The 18,870-nt window shown below is 66.5% G+C and carries 13 protein-coding genes; 7 read left to right on the top strand and 6 right to left on the bottom strand.

Annotated features, from left to right (window positions below; translation table 11 throughout):
- Nucleotides 1-5 precede the first annotated feature (5 nt).
- A complete protein-coding gene (locus QF031_RS13570; protein ID WP_307428971.1) occupies nucleotides 6-683 on the bottom strand; it encodes a TetR/AcrR family transcriptional regulator in 678 nt (225 codons plus the stop codon).
- Between the two features lie 165 nt (nucleotides 684-848).
- On the opposite strand from QF031_RS13570, the gene QF031_RS13565 reads away from it, so the two are divergent.
- A complete protein-coding gene (locus QF031_RS13565) occupies nucleotides 849-1,412 on the top strand; it encodes a hypothetical protein (RefSeq protein WP_307428968.1) in 564 nt (187 codons plus the stop codon).
- Between the two features lie 92 nt (nucleotides 1,413-1,504).
- Here QF031_RS13565 and QF031_RS13560 read toward each other — a convergent pair whose 3' ends face one another.
- The 5 genes from QF031_RS13560 to QF031_RS13540 form a co-directional block, all read right to left on the bottom strand.
- Nucleotides 1,505-2,950, bottom strand: coding sequence for a dicarboxylate/amino acid:cation symporter (locus QF031_RS13560; protein ID WP_307428965.1), 1,446 nt, complete (start codon nucleotides 2,948-2,950; stop codon nucleotides 1,505-1,507).
- Between the two features lie 118 nt (nucleotides 2,951-3,068).
- The gene (locus QF031_RS13555; RefSeq protein ID WP_370874514.1) at nucleotides 3,069-3,938 is read right to left on the bottom strand and encodes a phosphatase PAP2 family protein; all 870 of its coding nucleotides are present in this window, start codon (nucleotides 3,936-3,938) and stop codon (nucleotides 3,069-3,071) included.
- A 63-nt stretch (nucleotides 3,939-4,001) separates the two neighbouring features.
- Nucleotides 4,002-5,723, bottom strand: a complete 1,722-nt coding sequence (locus QF031_RS13550) for a DUF885 domain-containing protein (protein ID WP_307428960.1) — start codon at nucleotides 5,721-5,723, stop codon at nucleotides 4,002-4,004.
- Between the two features lie 42 nt (nucleotides 5,724-5,765).
- A complete protein-coding gene (locus QF031_RS13545) occupies nucleotides 5,766-6,023 on the bottom strand; it encodes an acyl-CoA carboxylase subunit epsilon (protein WP_307428958.1) in 258 nt (85 codons plus the stop codon).
- Complete coding sequence (locus tag QF031_RS13540) at nucleotides 6,020-7,603, bottom strand: acyl-CoA carboxylase subunit beta (protein WP_307428956.1); 1,584 nt, start codon at nucleotides 7,601-7,603, stop codon at nucleotides 6,020-6,022. Before QF031_RS13540 ends, QF031_RS13545 begins: the two co-directional genes overlap by 4 nt.
- A gap of 215 nt (nucleotides 7,604-7,818) precedes the next feature.
- Between QF031_RS13540 and QF031_RS13535 the strand changes: the two genes are divergently transcribed.
- The 6 genes from QF031_RS13535 (at nucleotide 7,819) to QF031_RS13510 (ending at nucleotide 18,842) form a co-directional block, all read left to right on the top strand.
- Nucleotides 7,819-8,706: an SDR family oxidoreductase gene (locus QF031_RS13535; RefSeq protein ID WP_307428953.1), complete on the top strand. Its 888-nt coding sequence runs from the start codon at nucleotides 7,819-7,821 to the stop codon at nucleotides 8,704-8,706.
- Between the two features lie 85 nt (nucleotides 8,707-8,791).
- Entirely contained in the window at nucleotides 8,792-9,700 is a 909-nt protein-coding gene (locus QF031_RS13530; RefSeq protein WP_307428951.1) for a biotin--[acetyl-CoA-carboxylase] ligase, read from the top strand.
- Nucleotides 9,693-10,292, top strand: coding sequence for a PH domain-containing protein (locus QF031_RS13525; RefSeq protein ID WP_307428948.1), 600 nt, complete (start codon nucleotides 9,693-9,695; stop codon nucleotides 10,290-10,292). The genes QF031_RS13530 and QF031_RS13525 overlap by 8 nt, the downstream gene beginning before the upstream one ends.
- Nucleotides 10,282-11,484 carry an adenylate/guanylate cyclase domain-containing protein gene (locus QF031_RS13520; protein ID WP_307428945.1) on the top strand — a complete coding sequence of 401 codons (1,203 nt, stop codon included), beginning with the start codon at nucleotides 10,282-10,284 and terminating at the stop codon, nucleotides 11,482-11,484. The genes QF031_RS13525 and QF031_RS13520 overlap by 11 nt, the downstream gene beginning before the upstream one ends.
- 150 nt (nucleotides 11,485-11,634) lie before the next feature.
- On the top strand, nucleotides 11,635-17,790 hold the full coding sequence (locus tag QF031_RS13515; protein ID WP_370874513.1) for an Ig-like domain-containing protein: 6,156 nt from the start codon (nucleotides 11,635-11,637) through the stop codon (nucleotides 17,788-17,790).
- Nucleotides 17,791-17,870: 80 nt separating this feature from the next.
- A complete protein-coding gene (locus tag QF031_RS13510; protein WP_307428941.1) occupies nucleotides 17,871-18,842 on the top strand; it encodes an AAA family ATPase in 972 nt (323 codons plus the stop codon).
- The last annotated feature ends 28 nt before the right edge of the window (nucleotides 18,843-18,870 follow it).

Here is an 18,870-nt window from a genome sequence, read left to right as displayed (position 1 = left end):
TCTGATCAGGAGGAACGGGTGGCGGATGGGAAAGCAGTGGTGGTGAAGCCGGCGCCCAGCAGGGCCATGGCATCAATAAGCAATTGGCGGAGTTCCGCCAGAGAGGCGGGTGACAGGTCCGGACCGCGCCGGCTGAACCAGACCTCCATGGCGGCCTTGCCACAGGAGATGATGGAGCCGGCCAGGGCATGGACATACAGCTCGTCCTGCTCTCCGGGGGTACCGGCCAGGCGCTCGCGGGCAACCATAAACACCTGCGCCCGGCAGTGGTCCCACGCCTCTAGTTCCGTGTGGGACATCAGCGGGCTCTGCTGGGTCAGCGTGAACAGTTCCGCCAGCGGGGCCACGGCCTTGGGGTCAGCCAGGGCCACCAGTGCGGCCTGGGCTGACTCCAGCATGGGCTCCTCCGCCGGGCGGAGGCGCAGCTGCTGGATGGCGTTGTCCAGGAAGCCGTGGACGATGGACGCCAGGGCGGCGTCGGTGCTGCCGAAGTAGTTGAAGAAGGTGCGGCGCGAAATGCCCGCGGCGTCGGCGATGTCCTCCACGGTGAAGTTCCCCGGGCCCTTGGAGCGCAGGAGCCCCAGCGCGGCGTCCGTGATGGCCTGGCGGGTGGCAGCCTTGTTCAGCTCACGCCGCGACCGGGCGGCAGGCTCCACGTCCGGCGAGGAAAGGGGGATTGTCACGTGCTTACACTATGTGCAAGTTTGCACTGCATGCAAGTTTGATTCACAGGAGAACGAAAGGTTCCCAACAGCCTCTCCTGAAGGTGGGCGCCGATGCTTGGTATGTCTCGCCACGAGGCACATCACCAGCAGCCGTCAGGCGACGGCTCAATCAGGAGACAAGATATGACACGCACGAAGAAGATGACCCTGGGCCTGTCAGCGGCAGGGCTGGCGCTCGCGGCTGGAATCGGTGTCGCCGGCATGGCCTCTGCGACCACCACGACGCCCGCTCCCACGCCGAGTGCAAGTTCCAGCGCTTCGGCCGACGGCAGCACCGGCGGCGGCCACGACGGCATGGGAAGGCGTGGTGGCCGCGGCGGACACGGCATGGAGCAGGCCTCCGAACTGGCAGCGAAGCTCGGTGTTGACGAGGCCAAGGTGACCGACGCGCTGAAGGCCTTCCGTGAGGCCAACAAGCCCACCACTCCGCCCGCCGATGGCCAGAAGCCGGACCCGGCAACCCGGGAGGCGGCGCTGGCCAAGTCCCTGGCCGGGTCGCTGGGCATTGACGAGGCGAAGGTGACGGCGGCACTCCAGGAGATCCGCAGTGAGGAACAGGCCGAGCACGCTGCGGCGCTCAAGGGCCGCCTGGACCAGGCCGTCACTGACGGAAAGCTGACGCAGGCGGAAGCCGACGCCGTTACCAAGGCCGTCCAGAACGGCGTGATCGGAGGCGGCGGGCGCTGACCCCAGCGGATGGCCGGAGCGTTACCCGGCCAGTACGCAAAAAGACGTCCCCGGGAGGATCTCCCGGGGACGTCTTTTATGTGCTGGCGGCGTTACGCCTTTGCATCCTGCAGTTCGCGGGGCGCGGTGTCGGCGGTGGTGCCGTCGGTAGCGTCGGTCACGACATCGCTGCCTGTTTCTTCCTCAACAAAGGGTGTGCCGTTGCGGGGTGCGTTGTACAGGGACTCGTCCAGGATGCCCTGGCGCTTCGCCACGATGGTGGGGACCAGGGCCTGGCCTGCGACGTTCACGGCGGTGCGGCCCATGTCCAGGATCGGGTCGATGGCCAGCAGGAGCCCGACGCCGGCCAGCGGCAGTCCCAGCGTGGAGAGCGTCAGGGTGAGCATCACCACGGCGCCGGTGGTGCCGGCCGTGGCTGCGGATCCCAGGACCGAGACCAGGGCGATCAGCAGGTACTGGCTGAAGTCCAGGTGGATGCCGAAGAACTGGGCCACGAAGATCGCCGAGATGGCGGGGTAGATGGCGGCGCAACCGTCCATCTTGGTGGTGGCGCCCAGCGGCACGGCGAAGGAGGCGTAGGCGCGCGGGACACCCAGGCTGCGCTCAGTGACCCGCTGGGTCAGCGGCAGCGTTCCCACGGAGGAGCGGGAGACGAAGGCCAGCTGGACGGCGGGCCATACGCCCGAGAAGTACTGCTTGATGGAGAGGCCGTGGCTGCGGACCAGGATGGGGTAGACCACGAAGAGCACCAGGACCAGGCCTGCGTAGATGGCTACGGTGAACTTGCCCAGCGAGCCGATGGTGTCCCAGCCGTAGACGGCGACGGCATTGCCGATCAGGCCGATGGTGCCCAGCGGAGCGATGCGGATGATCCACCAGAGGACCTTCTGGATGACGGCGAGGGCGGAGGCGTTGAGCGTCAGGAAGGGCTCCGCGGCCTTGCCCACCTTCAGGGCGGCAACGCCCACGGCGATGGCGATCACGAGGATCTGCAGGACGTTGAAGCTGACGGAGGTGGTGACGGCGCCGGAATCGCCGACAGTGGAGCTGGCACCCAGACCCAGGAAGTTCTTGGGGAAGAGGCCCACGAGGAATGCCCACCAGTCGCCGGACTTGCCGGTGTACTTGGCATCACCGGTGATGCCGGTGTTGGCGCCGGGCTGGAGCAGCACGCCCAGTCCCATGCCGATCAGTACGGCGATCAGGGACGTGATGGCGAACCACAGCAGGGTGTTCCATGCCAGCCTGGCAGCGTTTGATACCTGGCGCAGATTGGAGATGGAGCTGACGACGGCGGTGAAGATCAGGGGCACGACGGCGGTCTGCAGCAGGGACACATAGCTTGAGCCGATGGTCTGCAGCGTGGCGCCGAGTGCGTTGGGGTTGGCCTTGGTGCTGCCGGTGTACTTTGCCAGCAGGCCGAGGCCAAGGCCCACGATGAGGGCGGCGATGATCTGGAAGCCGAACGAGCCCGCCCACTTGGGCAGCTGGAATCCGGTCTTCCGTGCGGGAGATGGGGTGCTTGTCTGAGTGCTCACCAGAACAAGCTAGACCAGGCGCAATATCACGTCGAACCAACATTGAGAAATGTTACGCGGCTTCGTTTCATGAAGTATCAGGAGAACCGCGACAAATCAGGGCATGCGGGGACCTTTGTTACTTATTCCCAGTAATCGTGTGGTTAACGTCTCGTGAGTCGCGGTGCTTCCGCACCGTCAGATAGAGCCGGTGGGCGGTGATCACGATTGCCAGCCACGCGGCACCGAGTGCCCATGCAGCAAGCACGTCCGTGAGCCAGTGGTGTCCCAGGAAGACCCTGCTGAGGCCGATGGCAACAGCGAAGAGGGCGGCGGCTGCGGCCGTGAGGATCCGGGCCCGGTTGGAATGAAGCCGAAGGATGATCAGGTAGGCCACGATGCCGGCAATCACCACCGCGTTGAGCGAGTGGCCGCTCGGGAAAGACGGCGAATGCTCGTAGGGTGGCACGGCGTCGCTGAGGTCGGGGCGGGTGCGTCCTACAAGGCGCTTGCCGGCGACGGTCATGAGCAGCGAGCCCAGGCCCGCGAGGACGATCAGGATGACGGGAGTCCAGGAGCGGCGGCGCAAAGCGAGGACGGCCATGATGACGACGGCCAGGACCGGCATGCCTATGGTTCCGCCGACATCCGTGAACGCCGTGACAACCAGGTCCAGCGTGGGCGTGCGGAGGTCCTTGCTGGCGTCCAGTGCCGGGTGGTCCAGCCCTGCCACGCCGTTAGCGGCCACTACGGCCTCATAAACCTCGCTGAAGGCGGCGGTCAAGGCAGCGGAAATGACCGCGCCCACCAGCAGGGTCAGGATCAGTGCGCCGTGTGGACCCAGCACCTGGCTTATGCGGTGTGCTGCGTCGACCAGTGTCCGGCCGGCACGGGTGTCCCATCGGGTGAGGTCCTTGCCGCCCACGGAAGAGTCCTGGCGCAGTTCGCCCCGCACTCCCGTCCCGGCCGGTGTCCCTTGGGGCTCAGTCAATGGGCTCTCCCTCTCCATCTGGCAACGCACGGCCGCACTCAATTAGTAAGCAAGCTTATTGATTACTGTGCGCACTGTCCATTACGGAGGTGGGGGACCCGGCCGGAAAGTGGGCGGACTCGTGAGCAGCGCCCGGCGGAGGGTGTCGAGTCCGACAGAGCCGATGTTGAGTGCCTTGGTGTGGAACTCCTTGAGGTCGAAACCGGGCCGCGATTCAAGTTCCGCACGGATCTGTTCCCAGAGGCGCTGGCCCACCTTGTAGGAGGGGGCCTGGCCGGGCCAGCCGAGGTAGCGGGTGAATTCGAAGTTGAGCTGGCCTTCGCTGATGGGCAGGTTTTCCTTGAGGAACCCGTACCCCTTGTCGGCGGTCCAGGTGCCGGAGCCCCAACGTTCGGGCATCCCGAGCTCGAGATGGACGCCGATGTCGAAGACCACGCGCGCGGCACGCATCCGCTGCATGTCCAGCATCCCCATGTGGTCGCCGGGGTCGTTGAGGTATCCCAGTTCCTGCATAAGCTTTTCCGCGTAGAGTGCCCAGCCTTCGCCGTGCCCGGAGGTCCAGCAGACGTTCCGCCGCCACTTGTTCAGCAGCTCGCGCCGGTAGGTTGCGGTGGCCACCTGGAGGTGGTGGCCGGGAACGCCCTCGTGGTAAACGGTGGTGGTTTCGGCCCACGTGGTAAAGGTGTCCTCGCCGGCGGGAACGGACCACCACATGCGGCCCGGGCGGCTGAAGTCGTCCGAGGGGCCGGTGTAGTAGATGCCGCCTTCATCGGTAGGGGCGATCCGGCACTCGAGTTTCTTCATCACGTCCGGAATATCGAAGTGCACGCCCGCGAGTTCGGCCACGGCCTTATCGGAGAGGCCCTGCATCCATTCCCGGAGCGCGTCCGTCCCCTTCAACTGGCGCGCGGGATCGTTGTTGAGGATTTCCTTGGCTTCGGCGATGCCGGCGCCTGCCTTGATGGTGGCCGCAACCTGTTCCTGCTCGGCGATGAGCCGGTCCAGTTCCTGCACGCCCCACGCGTACGTTTCCTCCAGGTCCACCTCAGCGCCCAGGAAGGAACGCGACGCCAGCGCGTAGCGTGCCCTGCCCACGGCGTCCTTCTCGGGCGCGGCGGGGAGCAGTTCGGTGCGCAGGAATTCCGCCAGCCCGCTGTAGGCGCTCCGGGCGGCGTCAGCACCGGCGTCGAGCATCTCCTGCAGGGCCGCGGGAAACGGCCCGGCACCCGTGGCGGCGCCGGCCGTAAGCTTCGCGAAGAAGCCGTCCTCCGCGGCATACTTGGTGACCTGATCGATGACGATGCGCACTTGGCGGGCGGCCGCCACCTTGCCGGCGTCCTTGGCCAGTCGCAGGGACTCGGTGTAGCCGCTGATCGCCGCCGGGACGTTGTGGGCGCGCCCGGCGATGTGCTCCCAGTCCTGTTCCGTTTCGGTGGGCATGAGGTCGAAGATGGCCCTGATGTCCTGGGCGGGCGAGGCAATGTTGTTCAGGGCTGCGTACTCCCACCCGGAGGCGTGGATCAGCAGATGCAGGCCCAGCCGCTCCCGCATGGCATCCAGGGTGACGGCGTCCACGTCGTCCTCAGGCTCCAGGCCTTCCAGTGCGGCCAGGGCTTCCCGTGCCGCCTCTGCGAATCCGGCGATGCCGGCGGGGGAGAAGTCCTGGTATTCCGTCTCATGTCCCGGCAGGCCAAGGGTGGTGGCGAACGTGGGGTTAAGCCTGATCAGGGTGTCTGTGTAGTTGTCCGAGACAGCGTCGATCCGGGTATGCGGGCGCGCAGCGGGGGAGGTGTCTGTAGTCACACCCCGAGACTACCCGGCCACGCGACGGGGCAATGAGCGGCGTCAGCCGTGGCTGCGTTTCCACGCTCCCGGGCCGGGCGTGGGGGCGAGCCGCAGCTGCTGCCTGCGGACCCAGTGCCGCACGCTGGCGGTCCTGGCGGGCGCCGGGCTTTCCCCGCTGAGGGAAAGCACGACGGCGGTCAGTGCGGCCAGCTCCTCGGCGCTCGGCTGTCCTTTGACGACAGAGAGCAGGGGAGCAGCGGTTGCTTGCGCGCCGTCCGGGGTTTCGTCGGGCTCAGGCGCCCCTGGAGTGGGGGTCACAGCGGGATGTTCCCATGCTTCTTGGCGGGCAGGCTGGCCCGTTTGTCGCGCAGGGCGCGCAGCCCCCTGATGATCTGGATCCGGGTGTCCGAAGGGGCGATGACGGCGTCCACGTAACCCAGCTCGGCAGCCTGGTAAGGGTTGAGGAGTTCTTCCTCATACTGCTGGATCACCTCGGCGCGGCGGACCTCAACGTCGCCGCCCTCCTGGGCAACGGCTGCCAGATCGCGGCGGTAGAGGATGTTCACGGCGCCCTGGGCACCCATCACGCCGATCTGCGCTGTGGGCCAGGCCAGATTCAGGTCGGCCCCGAGCTTCTTGGAGCCCATGACGATGTAGGCGCCGCCGTAGGCCTTGCGGGTGATGACGGTGAGCTTGGGGACGGTGGCCTCGGCGTAGGCGTAGAGGAGCTTGGCGCCGCGGCGGATGATGCCCTGGAACTCCTGGTCCTTGCCCGGAAGGAATCCAGGGACGTCCACCAGGGTGATGATGGGGATGTTGAAGGCATCGCAGTGGCGCACGAAGCGGGCTGCCTTTTCTGACGCGGCGATGTCCAGGGTGCCGGCGAACTGCATGGGCTGGTTGGCCACGATCCCCACCGTGTGGCCCTCCACCCGGCCGTAGCCGATCATCACGTTGGGGGCGTAGAGCGCCTGCATCTCCAGGAAGTGCCCGTCGTCCACGATCTGCTCCACCACGGCACGCATGTCGTAGGGCTGGTTGGCTGAATCCGGAACAAGCGTGTCCAGTGCGAGGTCGTCGTCGTCCACCTCCATCTCCTGCTGGTGCCCCAGCACGGGTGCCTCGGACAGGTTGTTGGAAGGCAGGAAGTCCAGCAGTTCCCGCACGAACTCGATGGCGTCGGTCTCATCCGACGCGAGGTAGGTGGAGGTGCCGGTGGTGGCGTTGTGCTGCCGGGCGCCGCCCAGCGTTTCCATATCCACGTCCTCGCCGGTGACGGTCTTGATGACATCGGGCCCGGTGATGAACATGTGCGAGGTCTTGTCCACCATCACCACGTAGTCGGTCAGTGCGGGGGAGTAGGCCGCGCCGCCGGCGGACGGGCCCATGATGAGCGAAATCTGCGGCACAACCCCGCTGGCATGGACGTTGTTGCGGAAGATGTCCGCGAACATGGCCAGGGAGGCCACGCCTTCCTGGATGCGGGCGCCGCCGCCGTCCAGGATGCCGACGACGGGGCAGCCGTTGCGGAGCGCGAACTCCTGGACCTTGACGATCTTTTCGCCGTTGACCTGGCTCAGTGATCCGCCGTAGACGGTGAAGTCCTGGCTGTAGACGGCCACCAGCCGGCCGTCCACGGTTCCGTAGCCAGAGACCAGGCCGTCGCCCAGCGGTTTCTTCTTTTCCATGCCGAAGGCGGTGGAGCGGTGGACGGCCAGGGCGTCGAACTCAACAAAGGAGTCCTCGTCCAGCAGCAGGGCAATGCGCTCCCGGGCGGTGTTCTTGCCGCGGGCATGCTGCTTTTCGATGGCTTCGGGGCCGGAGGGCTGTTCGGCACGCGCCTGGCGGTCGCGGAAATCGGCAATCTTTCCCGCTGTCGTTGTCAGATCGTGGCTCATCAAGTGTCTCCGGCTCTGTAGCAGGTCAGTTCTGTTGGCTGGCGGGTCGGGCTGCGCGGAGCTTTAAGTAGCATCCACACAAAGGACGAACCCTGCTGGCAAGTCTAGTGACGCTTTGGGTGCCCGCAGCTGTAGGGAACCTACAATTTTCCGCCGTTCCAGCAACCCCTCCTCAATGTTACTCGCCGGTAACTTAGTTGGGTTACAGTGGTCCCATGACTTCAAGCAACGATGCTTCGCGTGCTCCCGAAAGCCCCTACCGGGCCGCAGGCTCCTTGGCCGGACGGACCATCCTGATCTCCGGCGGCAGCCGCGGAATCGGCCTCGCCATTGCCAGGAGGGCCGCCCGCGACGGCGCCAACATCGTGCTCCTGGCCAAGACCGGGGAGCCGCATCCCAAGCTGGAGGGCACCGTCCACACCGCTGCCGAGGAACTGGTGGCGGCCGGAGGACAGGCGCTGCCGCTGGTGGGTGACGTGCGCAGGGACGAAGACGTGGCCGGCGCCGTGGACGCAGCGGTGCGGCGGTTCGGCGGCATTGATGCCGTCATTAACAATGCGTCCGCCATCGACCTGTCCACCACAGACGCCGTGGACATGAAAAAGTACGACCTGATGCAGGACATCAATGTCCGCGGCACCTTCCTGCTGTCTAAGCTCGCCCTCCCGGCGCTGCGGGCCTCGGAACAGGGACACATCCTCACCCTCTCGCCGCCGTTGAACCTGCACCCGTCCTGGGCGGGCAGGCACCTTGCCTACACCATGGCCAAATACGGGATGAGCCTGACCACCCTGGGCCTTGCCGAGGAACTGAAATCGGACGGGATCCGGGTCAACTCGCTGTGGCCGTGCACCCTGATCGATACGGCGGCCATCCGCAACATGCCGCACGGCGACACCATGGTCATGGCCGCGCGGGGTCCGCAGATCATGGCGGACGCCGCCCACGCCGTCCTGACCGGAGCCAACCTCGGTGCCGGCGCGCCGCCGTCGGGCAACTTCTACACGGACGAGCAGGTGCTCACCGCTGCGGGTGTGACCGACTTCCGCCCCTACAGCCTTGGGGCGCCGGAGGACCAGCTGGTTCCGGACATCTTCCTCTAAGCGGCACCCTTCGCTGCAAGCCCGCCGGGCACGGCGCCGCACGCAGGACTTAGCCCGGCAGGATCCGGCTCGGTAGGATTTAGCTATGGACGACGCACACGCACCAGGCACCCCTCTGAACCGCGGGGACCTGGCCGACCAGCGTTTCCTGTCCGCCGCCGGGATACCCCGGATCAACGTGGTGGACTCCACCGGCTCCACCAACGCGGACCTCCTGCGTGATGCCATAGTGGATCCCGCGGCCTGGCCGGACCTCTCCGTCCTGACCGCCGAGTACCAGACGGCCGCCAGGGGACGGCTGGACCGGCACTGGGAAGCTCCGCCGCTGAGTTCGGTGTCCGTCTCGGTAGTCCTGCGCCCGGTCAACGCGGACGGGCGGCCGTTGCCGACCCAGAGCTACTCCTGGCTCTCCCTGATCGCAGCCCTCGCGCTGCGCGAAACGCTCCTGGAAACCGCCGGCATCCCCGCCGAGCTTAAATGGCCCAACGACGTCCTGGTGCGCGGCAGGAAGATCGCCGGCATCCTCGCACAGCTGGGGCCCATGGCGGACGGCAACGTGCCCCCGGTCATCCTGGGCACCGGCCTGAACGTCACCCTGCGCGACAGTGAACTTCCCGTTCCCACCGCCACCTCGGTGGCCCTCGAAGGTGCCCGCACCACCGACCGCACCGCCCTGCTGAAGAGCTACCTGTCCCACTTCGCGGTCCTGTACCGCAGTTTCTGCAACGCCGACGGCGACCCCACCGCCGGCATCGCGGGCGGCCCCTCGCTGCACAAGAGGGTGGAGGCCGTCATGGTTACGCTGGGCAAGCAGGTGCGCGCCCAGCTGCCCGGCGACCACGAGATCATCGGGCATGCCTCCCGGCTGGACGATTATGGCTCGCTGCTGGTGCTGGACCGTGACGGGCGCGAGCACGTGGTGACTGCCGGGGACGTGGTGCACCTGCGGCCTTGGACGGCGCCGGACGCACCCACCCAAGGCGGTTATGCGTAAAATCCTCGTTCCCGGGGAGCAGGTCATCGTCACAACCCGCCCGCAGGCCAGGAAGCTTACCGGCGCAGCCCTGGCTTTCGTGCTCGCCCCGGCGCTGGGGGCCTATGCCAGCGCCTGGATCATCCGTGGCGGTGCCGCACGCCTTGCGCCCGCGCTCGGCCGCCAGTGGATGCCGTGGCTCGTCACCGCCTGCGTCCTGGCGGTTGCAGCGGTGTGGCTTGGCTACTGCCTTCCCCGCCTGCTGCGCTGGCAGGGCACCCGCTACACCTTGACCAGCCAGCGGATCGTGGCTCGGTACGGGCTGCTGAACCGGCGGGACCAGCAGGTGAACCTGGCATCGGTGCGTAACCTGACGGTCCACGAATCCTTCCTGCAGCGTCTGGTGCGCTCCGGGAATATATCCTTGGAAACCGGGTACCAGGGCGTGGTGACCTTTCGCGACGTGCCCGAGGTTGCAAGGTTCCGCGACTTTATCCTCGACGCGATCGGGGAACTGCCGGATGAAAGCGGGGCCCAGCCGGGCGGCGCAACGTATTACCCTGCCGGCGTGTTTCCGGAGGACATGAGAGAAGGTGGACGGGATGACCGATGAGGACCAGCAGGAACGCGTCGACAGCATCGCACCCGGCACCGCCGCCTTTGACCCTTCAGCCGGCGACCCCGACGGCGACCCCTCGGGGTCCGAACCCCGCGCGGACGCGGTGCGGCCCGCCGTCGACCGGCACCCTCCCACCGGTGCCATGTCCGCCGAGCGCCTTGCCATGAAGGCGCTCGAAGCCCGACTGCTCGGCGGGGAACGCAAGCTCCGCCGTCGTGAAGTTGCCGCCGGCGCCGGACTCTCACTGCTCTCCGCCCGCAAACTCTGGCGCGCCCTGGGGTTCCCGAACTTCGGCGACGAGGACGTCGCTTTCACCGAACGCGACCAGGCCGCTCTGTCCACGGTGGTGGACCTGGTCCGCGCCGGAAAGCTCACGGAGGAAGCGGCCATCTCCGTGACCCGCTCCATCGGCCAGATGACCGACCGCATGGTGGTCTGGCAGATCGAGGCGCTGGTGGAGGACATGGTCCACGAACAGGGCGTTACGGATGCCGTGGCCCGCAAGCGGCTGGTCAACGAACTGCCCGCGCTGGTGGACGCCCTCGAGGAAGTCCTGGTGTACTCCTGGCGCCGCCAGCTCAACGCCGGTGTCCAGCGGCTCGCCGTCCGCGCCGAGGCCGGGCTGCAGGCCAGCGAAGAGGGTCGGGAAGGCGACGAGGATGACGCGCCGCTGCCCCTGGCCCGCGCAGTGGGTTTCGCGGACCTGGTGTCCTACACAAGCCTGTCCCGCCGGATGAACGAAAAAACACTCGCCCGGCTGGTCCAGCGCTTTGAAAACAAGTGCGCCGAAATCATCTCGGTGGGCGGCGGCAGGCTGGTCAAGACCGTGGGCGATGAAGTCCTCTACATCGCCGAAACCCCGGCGGCCGGCGCCGAGATTTCCCTGGCGCTCGCCGAGGCCTTCACCGAGGACGAGATCCTTCCCGAGGCCCGGGTGGCCATGGTGTGGGGCAGGATCCTGTCCCGGCTTGGCGATATTTACGGTCCCACGGTGAACCTGGCAGCACGCCTGACCACCCTTGCCGATCCGGGCACGGTGCTGGTGGACTCCATGACGGCGTCCGCGCTGGAGCAGGATGAGCGGTTCGTCCTGCTCCCGAAGGACCCGGAAAACGTCCGGGGCTTCGGCGAGATCCTCCCCGTCCGCCTCACCCGCGGACGCGGTAGGGGCCTGGTGCTGGACTAAGTGCTGGCCATTTTGCGAAGGAAACCGCTGCTTCCGGTCCGGTCGTAACGGTTTATCCACTTGTTGGTGAATTAGCGGTACTGTTGTGGTGCCCGGCTTTGTGGAAGCCGGCGTCGGGCCATCGGCCAGAAATCTGGGGAGATTCAACGCATGAAACGTCGCGGACAAACGCGCGCCCAAACCACTGCCGCCGGCACGCCCCGATGGCGCCGGTTTTCCCGCCCGCGGTGGTTCCCGGGTACTGCGTTTGGTGCTGTGGTGGCTGTTGTGGTGACGGGTGCTGTGTTGTATCCGGGGTTTAAGACCACTGAGGTTGAGTTGAATGACGGTGGTGTGTGGGTGGTGTCGAAGGCCAAGAATGCTGTGGGGCGGTTGAATTATCCGTCGCGGGTGTTGGATGGTGCGGTGACTCCGGCGTCGACGACGTTTGATGTGTTGCAGCATGCCGGTGAGGTGTTTGTTGAGGACGGGACTGGTTCGACGTTGAATCAGGTGTCGCCGGCGAATATGCGATTGGGTGGGGATAAGCAGTTGCCGGGGGCGGCTGATGTGAGTTTTGGTGCGCGGACGATTTCGGTGACGGATGCGGGGTCCGGGAAGGTGTGGGCGGTGTCGCCGTCCACGGTGAACGGCTTCGACAAGGAAGCGTCGGAGCCGGTGATGGTGGGGTCGGCGGGGATTGTCTCTGCGGTGGGTTCTGATGATCGGATTTATTCGGCGGATCCGAAGACCGGCACAGTGACGGTGACCGGTGTTGATGCCAATGGTGCGGTGACGTCCTCGGATTCCAGTACCTGGGATGGGCTTAAGGGTGCCGGGGATTTGCAGATGACGGTGGTGGGGGACCAGCCGGTGGTGCTGGATGCTGCGGCGGGGAACCTGTTTTTGCCGGGCGGTAAGCGGTTGGTGTTGGAGAATGCGCGGGATGCGAAGTTGCAGCAGGCCGGGCCGGGCAGTGATGTTGTGGCGGTGGCGACGCGGAAGGCGTTGGTGAAGCAGCCGCTGGACGGGGGTGCTGCCGGGACGGTGACGTTCGACGGTGAGGGGGTTCCGGCTGCTCCGGTGCAGTTGGGCGGGTGTGTGCATGCGGCGTGGTCGGGTGCGAACAAGTATGTCCGGGACTGCACCAATGATGGTGATGACAAGAAGGTGGACGTGCCTAAGGCGAGTGCGTCGCCGTCGTATGTTTTCCGGGTGAACCGGGACCTGGTGGTCCTCAATGATGTGAACTCGGGGAATGTGTGGTTGGTGAACCAGAACATGCAGCTGGTCAACAACTGGGACGACGTCGTGCCGCCCAAGAACCAGTCCGACGACCAGGACCAGGAGTCGGCTGACAACAACACCATCAACGTCCTGCCGGACCGCACCAAGCCCAACCGGCCGCCGGAAACCAAGCCCGACGCCGTCGGCGTCCGTCCGGGCCGCACCACTATCCTGAGCGTCCTGGACAACGACTCCGATCCTGACGGCGACGTGCTGACGGCTGCCGTGGCCGCAGACGCCGGCCCCAAGTCGGGCACCCTGGAAAGCATTTACGGCGGGACGGCGTTCCAGATCACCGTCCCCGCGGACGCCAAACCGGGCACGGAAACCTTCAACTACAGCGCCTCCGACGGCCGCGGCCTCTCCGCCACCGGCCAGGTGACGCTGGCCGTGGTGGGACCCGACGAAAACAAGCCGCCCAAGTTCAAGCGCGGTGAGGACACCACCATGCTGGTGGAACAGGGCAAGACCGTCAGCCAGAACATCCTCACCGACTGGATCGACCCCGACGGCGACGACTTGGTCCTGCTTGACGCCAAGGCCGACAACGACCAGGACCAGGTCAAGGTCCGCCGTGACGGGCTGCTCACCTTCCAGGACTCCGGCGCCACCGCAGGCAAGAAGAACGTCCAGGTCACCATCTGGGACGGCCGCGCCACCGTGACCGGCAAGGTTGTGGTCAACGTCCAGCCGCCCGGAGCCCTGGCACCGGTGGTCAACGCCGACCACGTCACCGCCGTGGTGGGGCAGGACCTGGTCATCTCCCCGTTGAAGAACGACGTGGACCCCAACGGAGGTGCCCTCCGCCTGGCACAGGTGGAGGCCAACGGTCCTGCCGAACTTGGCCCCGTCACCGACGGCGGCACATTCACTTTCCGCAGCACCACCCCCGGCCCGGTCTACCTGACCTACATTGCCAGCAACGGGCCGCAAAGCAGCCAGGGCCTCATCCGCGTGGACGTGGAATCCGGCAACGACGGCGGCGATCCCGTGGCGGTGCATGACGTTGCCCTGATGCCCACGGGCGGAAGCGTGCTGCTGGACCCCCTGGCCAACGACTCCGACCCCTCCGGCGGGGTACTGGTGCTGCAGTCCGTGAAGCTTCCGGACAACGCGACGGTCTCCGTCAGCGTGATCAACCACAGCGTCCTGCGGATCACCGACATCCTGGGGACCAAGGATCCCATCCTGTTCGAATACACCATGTCCAACGGCAAGAAGTCGGCCACCGGCAGCGTGTCAGTGGTGCCCGTCCCGGCGCCGGCCGTTGTGGAAGCGCCGCAACCCAAACCGGACGAAGTGAATGTGCGCGTCAACGACGTGGTCACCATCCCGGTGCTGGATAACGACACCCACCCGCAGGGCCAGGAACTCACCGTGGACCCCGTCCTGCCGCAGGCGGTTGATCCTGCCGACGGCAAGAGCTTCGTCTCCGAGAACACCCTCCGCTTCATCGCGGGCAGCCAGCCCAAGACCGTCCGCGCCATCTACAACGCGGTGGATCCGCAGGGCCAGAAGAGCGCCGCTGCCGTGACCATCCACATCCTTCCGCTCGAAGGCGCCCAGAACTCCCGGCCCCAGCCGCGGAACCTGACGGCCCGCGTGGTGGCTGCCGGCACGGTCCGCATCCCGGTTCCCTTGGACGGGATTGATCCCGACGGCGACTCCGTGCAGTTGACCGGCATCGACAGCACCCCAGCCATGGGAACCGGCACTGTCGGCAGCAACTTCGTCGACTTCACCGCCGCGGGGGACGGCACCGGTACCGACACCTTCCGCTACAAGGTGGTGGACCGCCAGGGCGCCGTAAACACGGGCACCGTGACCGTGGGCATCGCTCCCCGGGGCGAGATGAACCAGAAGCCCACCCCGGTGGACGACGAGGTCCGGGTGCGTCCGGGGCGGCAGATCGCCGTCGACGCGACCGCCAACGACACTGATCCCGACGGCGACCGCATCCGCATCCTGACGGACGGAGTCGAGGCCGACCCTGCCCTGCAGGCGAACGTCAGCAAGAACAGCGGGCGCATCATCCTCCTTGCCCCCAACGAGGCCGGGACCGTCAACGTCCGCTACACCATCGCCGACGACCGGGACGCAGCTGCCCAGGCCACGATCCGCCTGGTGGTTGACAATAACGTGCCGCTGAAGGCCCCCATTGCCCGCGACGACCGGGTGACCTCGGCACAGGCCATGGGCAAGACCGCCGTCGACGTGCCCGTCCTCAAGAACGATGAGGACCCGGACGGCGTGGGCGAGAACCTCAAGATCAGCACTGAGGCCGCCACCGCCCGTCCGGGCGGCAACGGCAACGTGCTGGTGGACCTCACCGAACAGCCGCAGCTCATCCCGTATACCGTGGAAGACGTTGACGGCCAGCAGTCCACGGCCATCATCTGGGTACCGGGCCTGGGCCAGCAGGTTCCCACCCTGGCCAAGGACGAGGTCATTGAGGTTGTTGCCGGGCAGTCCGTCGACGTCGACCTCAAGGAATGGGTGAAGGTACGTGAAGGCCGGTCGCCCCGGCTGACCCAGGCGGACCGGATCAAGCTCATCGGAGCCGACGGCGGCGATCCCATCATCCGGGACGGTGCCGGGTTGAAGTACGCCGCAGGAGCTGACTACGTCGGCCCCGGGTCACTCACGTTCGAGGTCACCGACGGTACCGGCCCGGACGATCCTGCCGGCCTGAAATCAACCTTGAGCATCCGCACCAAGGTCCTGCCGAACCCGAACAAGAACAACCCGCCGGAGCTGCTTGGCGCCAACGTGGACGTTCCCAAGGGTGACTCGGCCAGCACCGATCTGGGCAAGCTGACATCCGACCCCGACCAGGACGACGTCGAGAAGATGAAGTACGAGCTGGTGGGGGATTCACCCGGCGGCTTCAACGTCCGCGTCGAAGGCGCGGCGCTGAAGGTTTCGGCGGCAGAGTCCACGGCTACCGGAACCCGGGCGGCCGTGCAGGTGAAGGCGACGGATCCGCGCGGGCTTGAAGCCACGGCCACGTACCAGCTTGCCGTGACCGCCTCCAACCGGCCCAAACCGGTGGCCAACGACGACGTGCAGGACAACGCCGCCGCCGGCAAGCCGGTGACCATCAACGTCCTTGCCAATGACGCCAACCCGTTCCCGGAAACACCGCTGAAGATCATCGCGGCAAACACGGAAACGGGGAGTGGCAACGTGGATGTCAGCGGGGACTCGGTCACCGTTACCCCTGCTCCGGGCTTCACTGGAACCCTGGTGGTGGCTTACACGGTGGAGGACAAGACGCGGGACAGCTCACGGCATGCCACGGCACGCCTCCGGCTCACCGTCAAGGACAAGCCGGCGGCGCCGACCACGCCACAGGCACAGAGCGTGGGCGACCAGACCGCGTTGCTCAATTGGTCCGCGCCGGCCGATAGGGGCTCAGCGATCACCAAGTACACGGTGTACGGGGAAGGTGGCTTCAAGCAGGACTGCGCGGCCAACACCTGCACCCTGAACGGCCTCACGAACAACACCACCTACCACTTCCAGGTGACGGCCACCAACGAGTTCGGTGATTCCGAGCGGTCCCCGGCCTCCGCCGATGTCCGCCCCGACGTGAAGCCGGATACCCCGCTGGCGCCGTCGCTGAAGTTCGGCGACAGGCAGCTTGCGGTCAACTGGGCCGCTCCGGCCAGCAAGGGCTCGCCCGTGAAGTCCTATGACCTGGAAATTTCGCCTGCTCCTGCCGGCCAGAATGCCCAGATCCAGGGACTGACGTCCGTCAGCTACGTGTGGAAGGGGCTGCAGAACGGCGTCTCTTACAAGGTCCGCGTTTTGGCCCGGAACGATGCCAAGGACCCGTCCGAGTGGAGTCCGTATTCGGCGGCTGAAGTCCCGGCCGGTGTGCCCGCCACTCCGGCTGCACCGAGCGTGGCACAGGCAACTCCGGTTGGTTCCCAAAGCCAGCTCCGCGTCGTGTGGACGGCACCCAACAACAACGGTGATGCCGTATCCGCCTACACGCTGACCACCCTCCGCGGCGGTGCCGCCATCGCAAGCCAGCAGGTGGCAGGCACTTCGCAGAACGTGACAGTGGACAACTCCGAGTCCAGCTACACGTTCACGGTGTCGGCTACGAACAAGGCCGGAACCAGCGCCACCAGCGCGCCGTCAGCAGCCACGCGTGCGGTGGGCAAGCCCGGAACAGTGGGAGCGCCCACGGCCACCCTGGTGGATACCGACGCCAACGGCGGCAAGATCGATGTCCGGTTTACGCAGTTGACGGACGCCCAGCGCAACGGCTCATCGCCGACGGAGATCACCTACCGTTACAGCCTGACGTCCGGAGGTGGGTCCGGCAGTATCCCTGCAGGCGGTGGCGTGGTTGCGGCAGCCAACGGCACCCAGACATCTGTGGTGGTGTGGGCGGTCTCCTCCAGCAGCACCTCCGCGGGTGACGCCAGCGCCCCGTCCAACGCCGTCAATCCCTACGGACTCGCGTTTGCTCCCACGGTCAACGGCAGCAAGAGCAGCGGCGTCGGTGACCAGACAGTTTCCTGGACGTGGAACCAGCCAAGCGGCAACGGCCGTGCGGTGACCGGGTACCGGTACAGCCTGGACAACGGTCCATGGCAGGACACCACGCAGCGGAGCTTCTCCAAGAAAGTCGGTTACAGCGAGACGCACAAGCTCGAGGTCCGCGCCGTGAGTGCCGGACAACCCGGGCGGATCGGCAGTGACACGTCCCGCAGCGGGGCCGAACCGCCGCCGCCGGTACCGACGTCCTGGAACATCACCGCCAGCCCCACGCGAAGCTGCACCGAGCCCCGGAAGGGAACCGACAGTTTCGTCGACGGCAACCCGTCCCAGTGCAATGGCGCGGGCAAGTGGCTGGACGCCGGGGCGCCCGCCACGACCGACCGCTACCAGGTCTGGTACAAGACCTCCAACAACCCCACCGGCATCTGGTACCACCTGACCTCCGGCATGGCATCCGGCAACTGGCTCCGCTGTGACACCTCAAATATCGGCTGCAACCCGCCCAAGGACATGCCGAACCGCTAGCACCACACCGCATCCCACGGCACGGCCCGGAGCCTCCGGGCGGTGCAACGAATTTGACCCAGTAGAAGGAAACAACTTTCATGACCATGACCATCGAGCAGGCCGAGTGGTTTGCCGACACATTCGAAAAGCTGGTTGCCAACGTGGGGCAGGCGGTGCTGGGCAAGGAACACGTCATCCGGCTGACCTTCACCGCGATGCTGGCCGAAGGGCATGTCCTGTTCGAGGACGCCCCCGGCACCGGCAAAACCTCCCTGGCCCGTGCCCTGGCCGCCACCGTGCAGGGCTCCAACAACCGCATCCAGTTCACCCCGGACCTGCTGCCGTCGGACGTGACCGGTGTGACCATCTACGACCAGAAGACGCAGAAGTTCGAGTTCCACAAGGGCCCGATCTTCAACAACATCGTCCTGGCCGATGAAATCAACCGCGCCTCGCCGAAGACCCAGTCGGCGCTGCTGGAGGTCATGGAGGAATCCCGGGTGACCGTGGACGGCGTCACGTATTCCGCCGGCCGGCCGTTCATGGTGATGGCCACCCAGAACCCCATCGAGCAGGCCGGAACCTACCGCCTTCCCGAGGCGCAGCTGGACCGCTTCCTGATCAAAACCTCCATCGGCTACCCGGACCACGCATCCACCGTCCGGCTCCTGGGCGGCAGCAACCTGAAGGACCGGTCCAAGGAACTCTCCGCCGTCATCACCACGCAGGCCGTGGCCGACATGGCGGACCTCGCCGCGACGGCGCACGTCGACACCGCGGTCCTGGAGTACATCTCCCGCCTGTGCGAAGAGACCCGCAATGCCCCGGAAACCAGGCTCGGCGTTTCTGTCCGCGGCGCCCTGGCCATGGTGCGGGCTGCCAAGGTCTGGGCTGCCTCCCAGAGCCGGAACTTCGTCCTGCCGGACGACATCAAGGAACTTGCCCCTGTGGTGTGGACCCACCGGTTCGTCATGGATCCCGAAGCCGAGTTCTCCGGCGCCACCGCCGAGGCCGTGCTCACCAGGATCCTGGCCGATGTCGCGGCCCCGCAGCAGCGCACCAACGCCTGACCGCGTGGCAGCAGCCTGACGCTGCAGC

The organism is Pseudarthrobacter defluvii (genome assembly GCF_030816725.1).
GTDB lineage: Bacteria > Actinomycetota > Actinomycetes > Actinomycetales > Micrococcaceae > Arthrobacter > Arthrobacter defluvii_A.
The sequence above is the reverse complement of the archived record's forward strand: the minus strand, read 5'-3'. Positions and strand labels throughout refer to the sequence as shown.

Bases quoted from the DNA above. Each gene is read 5' to 3' on its own strand.
- QF031_RS13520 (WP_307428945.1), top strand. From the start codon at position 10,282: ATGACCGATGAGGACCAGCAGGAACGCGTCGACAGCATCGCACCCGGC.
- QF031_RS13530 (WP_307428951.1), top strand. From the start codon at position 8,792: ATGGACGACGCACACGCACCAGGCACCCCTCTGAACCGCGGGGACCTG.
- QF031_RS13535 (WP_307428953.1), top strand. From the start codon at position 7,819: ATGACTTCAAGCAACGATGCTTCGCGTGCTCCCGAAAGCCCCTACCGG.
- QF031_RS13565 (WP_307428968.1), top strand. From the start codon at position 849: ATGACACGCACGAAGAAGATGACCCTGGGCCTGTCAGCGGCAGGGCTG.
- QF031_RS13540 (WP_307428956.1), bottom strand. From the start codon at position 7,603: ATGAGCCACGATCTGACAACGACAGCGGGAAAGATTGCCGATTTCCGC.
- QF031_RS13525 (WP_307428948.1), top strand. From the start codon at position 9,693: ATGCGTAAAATCCTCGTTCCCGGGGAGCAGGTCATCGTCACAACCCGC.
- QF031_RS13515 (WP_370874513.1), top strand. From the start codon at position 11,635: ATGAAACGTCGCGGACAAACGCGCGCCCAAACCACTGCCGCCGGCACG.
- QF031_RS13555 (WP_370874514.1), bottom strand. From the start codon at position 3,938: ATGGAGAGGGAGAGCCCATTGACTGAGCCCCAAGGGACACCGGCCGGG.
- QF031_RS13510 (WP_307428941.1), top strand. From the start codon at position 17,871: ATGACCATGACCATCGAGCAGGCCGAGTGGTTTGCCGACACATTCGAA.